The following is a 13163-nucleotide window of genomic DNA, read 5'->3' on the forward strand; positions in this document are numbered from 1 at the left end:
GAAAGACAGTGTTAATATGTCAAGATCGATCGGATATTGTGTTCTAGAAAACCTTACCCGTGACTCCATCTACTAATTCCCATTCCTTGCCCCAGCCTCTAAGTGCATGGCATACCGAATCAATCGAAAAGTCCCTTTCAGAATTGGATAGTAACGCTCAAACTGGCTTAAGTGAGCAACAAGCCGCAGAGCGATTACAACACTACGGCTTAAATGAATTGGAAGAGACAGGAGGTAGAAGTTCTTGGTCCATACTCCTGGATCAGTTTACCAACATCATGTTACTGATGCTGATTGGTGTCGCTATCATCTCAGGGGTATTAGATCTACTGGCTTTGCAAAAAGGTTCCTTATCAGCAGGAGAAGTACCCTTTAAAGATACGATCGCAATTTTAGCCATTGTTATCCTCAATGGTATCCTGGGCTATCTCCAAGAAATCCGAGCCGAAAAAGCCCTCGCAGCCCTGAAAAGCCTCGCTAGCCCCAAGGTAAGGGTAATTCGTGGGAGCAAACCAATGGATGTAGACAGCAAAACACTTGTGCCAGGAGATATCATGCTCTTGGAAGCTGGAGTACAAGTTTCCGCAGACGGAAGGCTAATTGAAGAGTCAAACTTGCAGGTGCGAGAATCTGCCCTAACTGGTGAAGCCCATGCTGTCACTAAACAAGCCAATCTGGTATTAGCAGAAGATACCTCATTAGGCGATCGCATTAATATCGTATATCAAGGAACCGAAGTAGTCCAAGGACGAGGTACAGTCTTAGTGACAGGGACTGGCATGAAGACGGAATTGGGACGAATTGCCGAGCTACTCCAAGGGGTAGAAAGCGAACCCACACCTCTGCAACGGCGGATGACTCAACTGGGAAATGTCTTAGTCAGTGGTTCCCTAATACTAGTGGCAATAGTGATTGTCGGTGGATTAATCCGCAGTGGTGGGAACTTAAATGTTTTGCAAGAATTAGTAGAAGTTTCTCTAAGTATGGCAGTTGCGGTTGTGCCAGAAGGTTTACCTGCTGTCATTACTGTTACTTTAGCATTGGGGACTCAGCGGATGGTGCGTCGCCATGCCCTAATTCGCAAACTTCCGGCTGTGGAAACTTTAGGTAGCGTGACGACTATCTGTTCAGATAAAACTGGTACTCTCACCCAAAATAAGATGGTGGTGCAATGGGTGACTACTCCCAGTCAAACCTTCCAAGTCATGGGAGAAGGATATGCCCCGATTGGCGAATTTCAGATTGGTGAAACACCGATTGCTGTTGATGAGTATCCAGAATTAGAACCTTTACTCCTAGCCTGCGCCCTCTGCAATGATGCAATTTTGCAATATGAGAAAGGAGATTGGCAAATTTTAGGCGATCCTACAGAAGGGGCTATTATTGCTCTAGCGGGTAAAGGCGGAATCGATAAGGAACCCCTTACTCTCAAATTTCCCAGAGTTGGTGAAATTCCCTTTTCCTCAGATCGTAAGCGGATGAGTGTAATTTGTCAGTGGCCTGTTGTTAGTGGTGAGTTGGCAAATAACGAACAACCAACCACCAACCACCGATATATTATGTTTACTAAGGGTTCCCCGGAGTTGGTGTTGGAACATTGCCATTCATTTCAACATGGTAACAAGACTGGGGTATTAACTGACGAACAACGGACGGAGATTTTACACAATAATAACCGGATGGCGGGTGCTGGGTTGCGGGTGTTGGGTTTTGCCTATAAATCCTTAAATACTTTACCCACTCTAGGAATAGATGCTAGTGAAACGGTTGAGCAAGAATTAGTGTGGTTGGGTTTAGTGGGGATGTTGGATGCACCTCGCCCTGAAGTTATGGAAGCTGTCAGGCGGTGTCGGGATGCGGGAATTCGACCTGTGATGATTACCGGAGACCATCAGCTTACCGCAAAAGCGATCGCACATGCGTTGGGTATTGCCGATCAAGGTTCCCGCGTGCTTACTGGGCAGGAATTACAACGGTTATCTCAACCAGAATTAGAACAACTTGTTGATGAGGTAAGTATTTATGCTCGTGTTTCTCCGGAACATAAATTACGCATTGTGCAAGCACTGCAAAAACGGGGTAAATTTGTGGCGATGACGGGAGATGGTGTTAATGATGCTCCTGCTCTCAAACAAGCAGATATTGGTATTGCGATGGGGATTACTGGTACTGATGTGAGTAAGGAAGCCAGTGATATGGTACTCCTTGATGATAACTTCGCTACTATTGTGGCAGCGACAGAAGAAGGTCGTACAGTTTATGACAATATTCGCCGTTTTATTCGCTATATTCTGGGCAGCAATATTGGTGAAGTTTTAACTATTGCTGCTGCACCAATTATGGGATTGGGTGGTGTGCCTCTCTCCCCATTACAAATTCTCTGGATGAACTTAGTTACAGACGGTTTGCCAGCACTTGCCTTAGCGATGGAGCCTCCTGAGCCAGATGTGATGAAACGTCCGCCTTTTAGTCCTCGTGAGAGTATTTTTGCCAGGGGGTTGGGTGCTTATATGGTGCGGATTGGGATTGTTTTTGCAATCTGTACCATAGCTTTAATGGCAATCGCCTATCAATACTTCAATCCTCACTGGAAAACCATGGTATTCACCACTCTGTGTATAGCACAAATGGGACATGCGATCGCGGTTCGTTCCAACAATCGCTTAACTATTGAAGTCAATCCCTTTTCTAACCCCTATTTGCTTTGGGCTGTAGCCGTTACTACAGCTTTACAGCTAGCCTTGGTTTACGTGCCATTCTTGCAGGATTTCTTTGGTACAAAGCCATTAACTTTGATAGAGCTTGGGATTTGTTTACTTTTCAGTACCTCTTTGTTTATTTGGGCTGAGTCGGAGAAATTGTTTATTCGTTGGTATCGAAATAGAGGTTAACTATCCCAGGAATTACGCAACGACATTACTCATGGTTTGGATGGTGCGTTAGCAAAGCATAACGCACCTACAGATGGAGGTTAGTAACTCATAGGTTGGATGGTGCGTTAGCAAAGCATAACGCACCCTACAGATGGAGGTTAGTAACTTGGGTTATTAGTTGAATCCCAATTAGCTCTTGCGTCGCTTCACTAAAGCCAACGCACCTGCGGTAAATAAACCCAATACTGATGTAGGTTCAGGTATAGATTTTGGAGGTTCCGGATCTGGATCTGCACGATATATTCCTTGAGTGCCATCTTCGAGTGCAGCAAAGAAAGCAATTTGACCTACATCGTTAAATCCTTCTCTCCTGAAACCATTAACGCCCCAGGCAAAGTATTTTACCTTAGAACCAAAAAGCACATCTCCTGTAGCGATTACCTTGTTGGCAACAGGATTAGATCCGGTGAAAATACCTATCCCTCCCGCATCTAGGGAAGCGCCGAATACCAAATTCCCTTTATTATCGATCGCAACATCTCCAAATTGTGCAAAAGGACTGGTGCTATCAACAATAGTAGTAATTTCCCCACCGTTATTAGTAAAGATACCAGAAACTCCAGTATCTAGCAAAGCGCTAAAGGCTAGGGTTCCCTGGTTATTAATCGCAGGTTTCCCAAAATTATTAAATATACCGCTATTATCAGCGATAGTTGTAAACTGTCCGCTATTAGTAGTGAAGATACCAGAAAAGCCATTCTTGAGGACACCGTTAAAGGAGATAGTACCCCAATCGTTAATAGTGGGGTTAGATAAGCTGACCAAGGGAATAGTAATATCATTACGCCTACTATCTGCTATAGCAATGGTTGTAAGTAATCCATTGTTATAGCTGGTTAGAGTAGGAACAAACTGCCCATTGTAAAATTCACAACAAGATGAGAAAACCACCGTACCCTGATTGTTAATCGCAGGTGTCCCCACATTACTAGGAATCAAGCCACTAAAGTTCTCGTTGGAGAAATACCTCCAGAAGGGGTAGATGGTGGTATTCGTGCCACCATTCCCAGCAAATATACCACTGTGATTATAAATATTAACACGAGCAGAATGAGCATAAACCTTGAAAGCTACAGTACCCTCATCGTTGATGTCAGGTTCCCGATTGAGATTGTTAGTAGAATAAGGGAGACCAGGTAGAAATCTATAACCGTCGTAGATAGTAGTCAGCGCTCCACCATTTCCACTCATGATGAATTGCTGAGTATAATAGTCAGAATGATCGCGGGGAATACCTGGTGGCAATACTCGCATATCTACATCAGTCCAGAAGGCTACAGTACCGTTGTTGTTGATAGCGGGACGACCAAAACCCTGCAAAGGACCGCTACTATCAGCAATTTTAGTAAAACTATAGGCTTGGGCTTCCCCTGTTGCTAGGAAACTGAAAGTTATCCCAACTGCTGTTGCTACTGATAATTGATGAATTGTTGTGAATTTCATAGTGATTCGGTCATTTTGCTCAACGGTATTAGTTAAATCCCAATTAGTTTTTGCGTCGTTTCACTAAAGCCAATACACCTACAGTAAATAAACCCAATACGGAAGTTGGTTCAGGTATAGATTTTGGAGGTTCGGGATCGGGATCTGCACGATATATTCCCCTACTGGTGGAAAAGGCAATTTGCCCTGCATCGTTCAATCCTTCCCTCCTGAAACGAAATAGAAATCCTGTCACTTCATAACCAAAAAGCATATCTCCTGAAGCAATTACCTTGTTGGCAACAGGATCAGGTCCGGTGAAGAGACCATAACCTCCCACATCAAGGGAAGCGCCGAATACCAAATTCCCTCTATTGTCGATGGCAACGTTTCCAAATTCTGCAAAAGGACCACTGCTATCAACAATAGTAGTAATTTTTCCACCGCTACTAGTAAAGATGCCAGAAACTCCAGTATCTAGGGAAGCGCTAAAGGCTACGGTTCCTTGGTTGTTAATTGCAGGTTTTCCCAAATAATTAAATATGCTGCTATTGTCAGCGATAGTTGTAAACTGTCCATTACTACTAGTGACAATACCAGGATTAATGGGGCTACCATAATCTTCTCCATCGTAAAAGGAACGATTAAAGGCTACAGTACCCTTATCGTTAATAGTTGGATTGGAATTACCTGATGGAATGGTAATATAATCAAGTTTCGGGTTTGTTGAGACTATGGTATTGATAAAGTTCCCGTTGTGAAATAAATTCCGAGAGGAGAAAACCACAGTGCCCTGATTGTTTATCGCAGGATACCCCACGTCACTAGGAATTGAAGCATCACTAAAGTTCCCGTCGGAGTAATTCCTGTCGAAGGGATAGATGGTGGTAATAGCACCACCATTCCCAGCGAAGATACCACTCTGAAAACTATTGATTCGAGGATGATTGGCGAAAACCTTGAAAGCTACAGTACCCTCATCGTTGATGTCGGGTTCCCAACCTACATTGTTAGTATAATGATAATAAAAGCCGTCGTAGATAGTGGTCAGCAATCCACCATTTCCACTCATAATAAACTGCTGGGGATAAGCGTTCAAGTCAGGACGATCGTGTGGGTAATCCACTAACATCATGTCTCGCACCGTCCAGAAAGCTACAGTACCGTTGTTGTTGATAGCAGGAGAACCAAAACCCTCCAAAGGCAAAGAATTGCCATCAACAGGATCAAAACTCCCCAAAGGCAAAGGACTGCTGCCATCAGCAATTTTAGTAAAAGTATAGGATTGGGCTTCCCCTGTTACAACCAAACTCAGGAGCGCACCCACTGCCGTTGCCACAGATAATTGATGAATTGCGACTAGTCTCATAAGCATTTCTCAGAACCACAGCCTGACTGATGATAAAGGCATGTTCTTTATCATCTCTTTATATTTGCACAAAGTTTATGAAGATTCTGTAAAGATTCGGTAGTATGACAGATCTGTTGCTGTACCGTAACCTTGCCATTAAACCGCTATCCTCAGTACCCCAATCTCCCATAGATACCGAGATTGCCTGGTAAATTTTGATGCACCCAAAACTATTTATCACGTTAGTAGGGACGGAGCCTGACTAATCTCCATGGTAGGGTGGGCACTCCCCACTAACGTAATTTTATGCTTTTTTGAGTTATATCTTGGGGAGTGCCCACCCTACAGTTATTGAAAATGGTGCAATAGTTCAGTTAAAATAGAGGTTGAGTTATCAAAAATAGGACTTACGCAAAGCCTCTATCTGTAGGGTGCTTTATGCTCTGCTAACGCACCATTCCAACTATCAGTAGTGTGGCTGCGTAAGTCCTGAAAAAATAATGATTAGGAGTTAAAAAAGATGAGTAATCTAGTCATAGAAACTGATTTAAAAGAGATTTTAACTAAGATAGACAAACGCCTTGAAAGATTAGAGGAAAATATGACTACTTTAGTAGTCTACTGAATAACGATAAAATAAGTTTGTCTTATGGCATCCGGCAATGCCCACCCTACAAAAAACTAATATTTTGGGACACTAAGTACGGAAGAACCATAATTTTATTAAAATAACGAATGTACTTAAAAACCCTCCAACTCCACCAATTTAGAAACTACCGAGATTGCCTGGTAAATTTTGATGCCCCCAAAACTATTTTGGTGGGAAATAATGCTCAAGGCAAATCAAATCTATTGGAGGCAGTGGAGTTGCTTTCCACACTGAAGAGCCATCGCTCAAACCGCGATCGCGAATTGGTTCTTGATGACACCAAAATTGGTCAAATTAAAGCTAACTTGGAACGAGTAAATGGTTCGGTGGATCTGGGCTTAATCCTGCGGAGTCAGGGACGGCGTACTGTAATATTGAATCAGGAACCTTTGCGTCGCCAACTTGATTTTTTGGGTATTCTCAATGCAGTACAATTCTCCAGTTTAGATTTAGAATTAGTGAGAGGTGCGCCGGAATACCGACGGAATTGGTTGGATTCAATCTTGACTCAGTTAGAACCAATTTATGCCTATATTTTACAGCAATATAATCAAGTCTTGCGCCAACGAAATGCTCTGTTAAAGACATTCAGAAAACAGGAATTAGAAGGTAATATTAATGAATTATCCTCTAAAGATCATCAAACAGAATTAGCTCTGTGGGATGCTCAATTAGCAACAACGGGATCGCGAGTAACCCGCCGTCGTGCTAGACTATTGGCACGGCTGGCACCTTTAGCCCAAGGATGGCACGCCAGTATCAGTGGGAAAACAGAAGTACTCGAAGTAACTTACGCTCCCAATGTTATAATTGAAAAGGACAACCCGGAACAGGTACAACAGGCATTTTTAGACAAGATTCAACAGCGGCGCATCCCAGAAAACCGTCAAGGGACGAGTCTGGTTGGTCCTCACCGGGATGAAGTGGAGTTTACGATTAATAATACACCTGCTCGTTCCTATGGTTCCCAAGGACAGCAGCGGACTTTGGTATTAGCATTAAAATTAGCGGAATTAAAGCTAATTGAGGAAGTTGTAGGGGAACCGCCATTGTTACTGCTAGATGATGTCTTGGCAGAATTAGATCTTAATCGGCAAAATCAATTATTAGAGGCAATTCAAGATAGATTTCAGACTCTGATTACTACAACTCATTTGGGGGCATTTGATTCTCAGTGGTTGAATTCCTCCCAAATCCTGACGGTTAAGGCAGGAGAGATTCAATCTACTTGCGATGGCAGTTAACATTACTTATATAAAAGTTATAAAAATTTATTTAACTTTTATAAAAAACATTCAGTAAATCAAAAAAAGACAAACACTATCGGGGTATAATTTTGGACAGTGAAGTCTAAGTAGAAAGTATGGCAAAAGTGAAAAGTCACCCATTGAAATCCTTGTGATAAATCGGTTTTAGGGTTTTCGGATTTCCTAATACGGGCGACTGCTCTACAATATTGAAAAGATTACCTTTGAAGTGCGATAATAAACTAACAGCGATCGTGAAAAAAAGGTAATTCTTCAATTACAGGACTTACGCAGCGATACTAAGAGTAGTTTTGCTGGTGCGTTAGCAAAGCATAATGCACCCTACAGAGGAAGGCTTTGCGTAGGTTCTGAATTAGTCAGATTCAGGACAAAAAACAATAATTGGGGACGGTTATGCTATGAAAATTAAGGAACTGATTAGGCTTTACGATGCGGGAGAGAGAGACTTTCCTGGAGTGGATCTTTCTGGAGCAGATTTGAGGGGAATTACTTTAATCGGAGTCAATCTGACAGGGGCTAATCTGACAGGAGCAGATTTGAGTAGAGCATTTTTACTCAAGTCAGATTTCAGTGGTGCTAAAATGAACTGGGCAACACTAAATTTTGTCAAAATGAGCGAAGCAAAACTCGTCGAAACCGATCTAACAAAAGCCAATATTATTGGCGCTTTTATGGTAAAATCAAAATTACCAGGAGCAAAAATGAGTGGTGTAAATATTAGCGGTACTAACTTGAGACGTGCCAATTTGTGGGGAGCAAACCTCTGTGGGGCAGATTTAACCAGAGCCAATTTGCGAGATACCAATTTGAATGGAGTTAACTTTAAATGGGCTAATTTATCTGAGGCAAGATTAATCGGGGCAATGCTATATGGGGCAGCTTTAAATTTTACCAACTTCAGCAAAGCCTGGTTAAAAGGTGTAGACTTAAGTGGTGCAGATTTAGAGGGAGTTAACCTCAGTGGTGCAAGATTAGCTGGTGCAAATTTAGAATGGGCTAACTTGAGTGCAGCTAATTTAACTGAAGCACAATTAGAGCAAGTTAATCTTAAAGGAGCAGACTTAACCGCAGCAACCCTAACAAAAGCATCTTTAGAGGGAGCAAACCTGACTTGGGCAGTTGTGAGAAAAACCAATTTAAGTGGTGCGAATCTCAAAGAGACGAAGTTATACGGAATCGACTTAAATGACGCAGAATTCAATACCCCCATAATGTTGCAATCGGCTAACGAATTATTGCACTATACGGCGGTATGAGAGCTTAGGGCTAGGGGCAAAAGGCAAGAGGTTGTAGAACAGGCATCTTGCCTGTTAAAGTGATTAATCGTTTAACGAATAATCTAACCTCCAACCTCCAACCTCCAACCTCTAACCTCCTTAACATATCTTGAATGAATAGAAAAAATCAGGGTTGGTTAAACTTTTTATTATGTCTAATAATAGCAGTAAATTTAGTGCTATTTGACCACCCTAAAGCCACCCCCTCAATGGATATAGCTAATTCCCAAACCCCGGAAGCCTTAACAGAAATAAGAGGAGTTTGGCTAACCAATGTAGCGAGTGGGATACTATTCTTCCCATGGGGAATTAACAGAGCAGTCTACCAACTAGCTCAACTAAACTTCAATACCATTTATCCAGTTGTTTGGAATCGGGGACATACCTTTTATCCCAGCACTGTAGCCAAATCAGTTACAGGAGAAGAACAAGATCCTGTCCTTAATATTATACGACTGGGACGGGATGTTTTAGCAGAAATTATTCAGGAAGGACATAACCAGGGTTTGCGGATTATCCCCTGGTTTGAATATGGATTCATGGCTCCCCCCAATTCTAAACTAGCAAAGAATCACCCAAACTGGATTACCAAAAGTTCTAGTTTATGTGTCAAAAAACCTGGAATAGTGAAACAGGTACAAACAAAACCTGGGCAAAATCAGAATAAGTTATCTTCTCAATGCCCCATCCCTACTCTAGCAGATCCAGATTCATTACAAAATAGCACTCGCAAACTAGTATGGCTCAATCCCCTCCATCCAGAAGTCCAAAAATTCATCCTAAATTTAATCGTAGAAGTTGTCAAAAATTACGATATAGATGGCATACAACTTGACGATCATTTTGGAATGCCCGTGGAATTAGGCTACGATGATTTTACCATAAAACTATATCAAAAAGAACACAAAGGCAAACTACCCCCCAATAATCCGTTAGAATCAGAATGGATGGAGTGGAGGGCAAATAAAATTAGCCAATTCCTGGAAAAGATTTACAAAAGAGTCAAATCAATTAAACCAGACTGTCTAATCTCAGTATCTCCCAATTCCCAAGCATTTTCCTACAATAACTATCTCCAAGATTGGTTAACTTGGGTAGAGCGTGGTTGGGTAGACGAGTTAGTATTGCAAGCATATCGTAACGACATGGGCGGTTTTCAAGCAGAATTAAACAAACCAGCAGTACAAATAGCACTCAAAAAAATCCCAGTCAGTATTGGGATTACCACAGGCACAGGAAAACGTCCAGTTGCAATGAAACAAATTCAACAACAAGTAAAAGAAGTCCGCGATCGCAATTTTAATGGAGTATCATTCTTTTACTGGGAAACCTTGTGGAGTTATCTGACACCAGAATCACCAAAGCAACGCCGCCAGGGATTTCTAGAACTATTTTCTGAAAAATCCCCCCTTGGGTAATAGCGAGTTTTATAATCATACTATATTATAAGCGTATAATTCCCTATTTCTTTGCGTTCACGGAGTGTAGCGAAGCGCCACCTTTGCGCCTTACTTTGCGCTATGAGCGTTAAAAAAAAGTATATTCCACCCAATTAATAATCTCCATAAACCAAAACCGTGCCAATAACCGTAAACTATCAATCCCAAATACAAATTCCCGAAATTGGCTTAAGCTTATGGTGGCGGTGGTTAATCGCCACATTTGGCGGCTTTATCACCAGTTTATTCTGGATTGAGATTGGCGAAAGACATGATATGAGCATAATAGAAGGAATAATTGGCGGTATTGCGATCGCAACTCCTCAATCTATTATCCTAAAACAGTATATCTCCCAATCGCGGGGGTGGATATTTGTAACTGTGCTAACTTGGAGTTTAATTGGGTTAAGTGGTTTGGGCGCAGTAGGCTGGTTTGTGCCTCAAACTCTAGAGCCTTTCCTGAGATTATTCTACGGTATTATCAACGGCGCAGAAATCGGACTTGCCTTGGGGATAGCCCAATCATTTATCCTAAAACGGCAAATTCCTCACGCCCAAAAGTGGATTTGGGTAAGTATTATATCCTGGGCGGTAGGATTGGGTGTTGGTTGGGCAATTGGTGGAGTTTTGCGTCAATTTACCCGCCTATTTATTAGTGATGTTGTCGGTTTGGCGGTAACGTGGCTTATTGTAGGGGCAATGACGGGATATGGTTTAATGCGGTTGGTGTGTTTTCTACCTGTTGAGATTAATGATTATACAAGATGAAAATCAAATTATTACCAATCACCATCGCCACTCTCATTACCCTAATCGCTACCGCTGATTGGGCGGCAGATTTTCCAGTTACCAGGAATCTTCTTTCCACTTGGCAATCTATAAGCTATACCCAATCCGAAACCTTACCCACCCCAGCAGAATCAGAAGCAGAAGCCGCATTTAAAACCAGAAGTTTAGCAATTCGGGAAAAAATAGCCACAGAAGATTTAGATAAATTAGCTATCTGGTGGCAAAAAAGAAATATTGAAGATCCTCATAAATATCTCCTGCCAGTAATTCTATCTCGTCTTAGCTTACCAGAAAAATACAATCGCCAACACACTTGGGATGTCTTGCTAAAACTAGATAAAGATAAACCAGATATCTATCACTTCCGTAGCCCTTACGATGTGCGTATTTTTTTCCTATTTCGCCATAACATGCCCCAAAACGTAGAAGCATCTTACCGCAGTATGGTTGATACCCCTCGTGTGGGAGAATGGCTGGAGCAAGGAACAGAAAATCACATGTTTATGCAGAGAATTTCTGGATTAGCCTTAATGGATGGTAGTGGTTTTCCTAATCCACTTCCTGCTACTGCGGCGACAAATGAGGCTTGGTTAAGAGCAGAAATAAATAAATTTTTGACAATTGGGCAAGGTGAATTTCATTCCTCCACTTATTATGGATATGCTATCGGCGGATTACTCAATCTTTACGATTTTGCCCATACTCCCGAATTGCGACAATTAGCCAAAGCAGCATTAGATTGGTATGCGGTAAATATGGCAATCCGTTTGAGTTGGGGAACCGCAGGTGGTGCAGAAAGTCGCGGATTCGATCGCGGCACTTGGGATAATAGCGGATTAAGTAGTGTCGCTTGGATATGGTGGGGAGATAGCCCAGAAATTGCCCAAAGAATGAATAAAGGTAGTATGAGAGTAGCGCTACTAGCGGGTTTGAGCGATTATCGTCCACCACCACAATTAAGAGCGATCGCAAAAAAGGAAATAGAGTTACCATTTCAGCTTACCGCAAGTCATCCCGGTTATTACAGTTATCACGAAAACAATCAATTTTGGGAGACATTTTATATTACAAAAGACTATAGTTTAGGTACACTATTAGACTCACAACGCTCCTACCAAACCCAAGGCACAATTAATGCCCAATATGCCACCTATAAATTAGTAGTCCGCGATCCAAAAGGAGTAAGTAATGCCGTAATCAGTTTAGCAGGAACCTTTCACACTCCCATGGCAATAGGGCGTTCTCCAGGAGATCAATATCTACAAGAAAAAGGTGCAGTTATGTACCAATTAAGATTAAATGAACGAGATAAAGCAGCAGGAGTACCCGGACGTTCTCACTTAATCTTACCATCACGCTATGGCAAACCACAACAATATAAAAACTGGTATATTTGGCAGATCGAAAATATCTGGTTATGCGCCCATCCTTCCGGTGAAAATATTAACTGGCAAGAATCAGTATCAGAAAAAGAGCCAGATTACCAAATGTTAGCTGCAATTGGCACAAATACAGCTTGGATTACAGATGTGGGAAGCATGACAGACTATCCAGATTTAGCCAGTTTACAAAAAGCACTCGATCGTACTAAAATCGACTTTAACCAATGGGAAAAATTAGGCAAAGTTACTTATACTAGTTTACAAGGCGATAACTTAGACATAACCTATCAGGCGAATAGTGGAGTGGGTAAGGCAAAGATTAATAACAAAGAACGAGTTTTACAAGATTGGGCAGTATTAGATAGTCCTTATGTTAAAGAAGAATTAAATAGCGGTATTCTACAAATTATTTCACCTGGAGGTAAGTGGCATTTGCAGGGAACATTGAATCAGCCAAAGTGGGAGGAAAAGAACTAGTTGTGCTATTTTCAACTGTGGCATCCCACATCCCAGGAGCAAAAAAATCGCGTTGTTATTAGATATAAGGATCATCTACCAACCTTCAAACCCAACCCTTAATTTCCACATCAGTCAGCAATATCTTCAACAGTGGGTAAATTTTCGGATTCTGTTATCTGTTTTCGGGAAATATT

The 13163-nt window shown here is 41.8% G+C and carries 8 protein-coding genes; 6 read left to right on the plus strand and 2 right to left on the minus strand.

All coding sequences use genetic code 11. The features are described 5' to 3' along the window. Nucleotides 1-59 precede the first annotated feature (59 nt). Nucleotides 60-2891, plus strand: a complete 2832-nt coding sequence (locus NJ959_RS05555; protein ID WP_254010761.1) for a cation-translocating P-type ATPase — start codon at nt 60-62, stop codon at nt 2889-2891. Nucleotides 2892-3062: 171 nt separating this feature from the next. On the opposite strand, the gene NJ959_RS05560 is transcribed toward NJ959_RS05555, so the two are convergent. Further along, entirely contained in the window at nt 3063-4376 is a 1314-nt protein-coding gene (locus NJ959_RS05560; RefSeq protein WP_254010762.1) for a PEP-CTERM sorting domain-containing protein, read from the minus strand. 43 nt (nt 4377-4419) lie between these two features. Then, nucleotides 4420-5724, minus strand: coding sequence for a PEP-CTERM sorting domain-containing protein (locus NJ959_RS05565; protein ID WP_254010763.1), 1305 nt, complete (start codon nt 5722-5724; stop codon nt 4420-4422). Between the two features lie 717 nt (nt 5725-6441). On the opposite strand from NJ959_RS05565, the gene recF reads away from it, so the two are divergent. The 5 genes from recF to NJ959_RS05590 all read left to right on the plus strand — a co-directional run bounded on the left by recF (nt 6442) and on the right by NJ959_RS05590 (nt 12987). Next, on the plus strand, nt 6442-7599 hold the full coding sequence (gene recF / locus NJ959_RS05570; protein ID WP_254010764.1) for a DNA replication/repair protein RecF: 1158 nt from the start codon (nt 6442-6444) through the stop codon (nt 7597-7599). 422 nt (nt 7600-8021) lie between these two features. Further along, nucleotides 8022-8879 carry a pentapeptide repeat-containing protein gene (locus NJ959_RS05575; protein WP_254010765.1) on the plus strand — a complete coding sequence of 286 codons (858 nt, stop codon included), beginning with the start codon at nt 8022-8024 and terminating at the stop codon, nt 8877-8879. Between the two features lie 134 nt (nt 8880-9013). After that, nucleotides 9014-10318 carry a glycoside hydrolase family 10-like protein gene (locus NJ959_RS05580; RefSeq protein WP_254010766.1) on the plus strand — a complete coding sequence of 435 codons (1305 nt, stop codon included), beginning with the start codon at nt 9014-9016 and terminating at the stop codon, nt 10316-10318. A 159-nt stretch (nt 10319-10477) separates the two neighbouring features. Beyond that, on the plus strand, nt 10478-11107 hold the full coding sequence (locus tag NJ959_RS05585; RefSeq protein ID WP_254010767.1) for a hypothetical protein: 630 nt from the start codon (nt 10478-10480) through the stop codon (nt 11105-11107). Further along, on the plus strand, nt 11104-12987 hold the full coding sequence (locus tag NJ959_RS05590) for a hypothetical protein (protein ID WP_254010768.1): 1884 nt from the start codon (nt 11104-11106) through the stop codon (nt 12985-12987). Before NJ959_RS05585 ends, NJ959_RS05590 begins: the two co-directional genes overlap by 4 nt. Nucleotides 12988-13163: the final 176 nt, after the last annotated feature.

The sequence above is a fragment of the Limnofasciculus baicalensis BBK-W-15 genome (genome assembly GCF_024178385.1).
Classification (GTDB): domain Bacteria; phylum Cyanobacteriota; class Cyanobacteriia; order Cyanobacteriales; family Coleofasciculaceae; genus Limnofasciculus; species Limnofasciculus baicalensis.

Bases quoted from the DNA above. Each gene is read 5' to 3' on its own strand.
- NJ959_RS05565 (WP_254010763.1), bottom strand. From the start codon at position 5,724: ATGAGACTAGTCGCAATTCATCAATTATCTGTGGCAACGGCAGTGGGT.
- NJ959_RS05590 (WP_254010768.1), top strand. From the start codon at position 11,104: ATGAAAATCAAATTATTACCAATCACCATCGCCACTCTCATTACCCTA.
- NJ959_RS05575 (WP_254010765.1), top strand. From the start codon at position 8,022: ATGAAAATTAAGGAACTGATTAGGCTTTACGATGCGGGAGAGAGAGAC.
- NJ959_RS05560 (WP_254010762.1), bottom strand. From the start codon at position 4,376: ATGAAATTCACAACAATTCATCAATTATCAGTAGCAACAGCAGTTGGG.
- NJ959_RS05580 (WP_254010766.1), top strand. From the start codon at position 9,014: ATGAATAGAAAAAATCAGGGTTGGTTAAACTTTTTATTATGTCTAATA.
- recF (WP_254010764.1), top strand. From the start codon at position 6,442: ATGTACTTAAAAACCCTCCAACTCCACCAATTTAGAAACTACCGAGAT.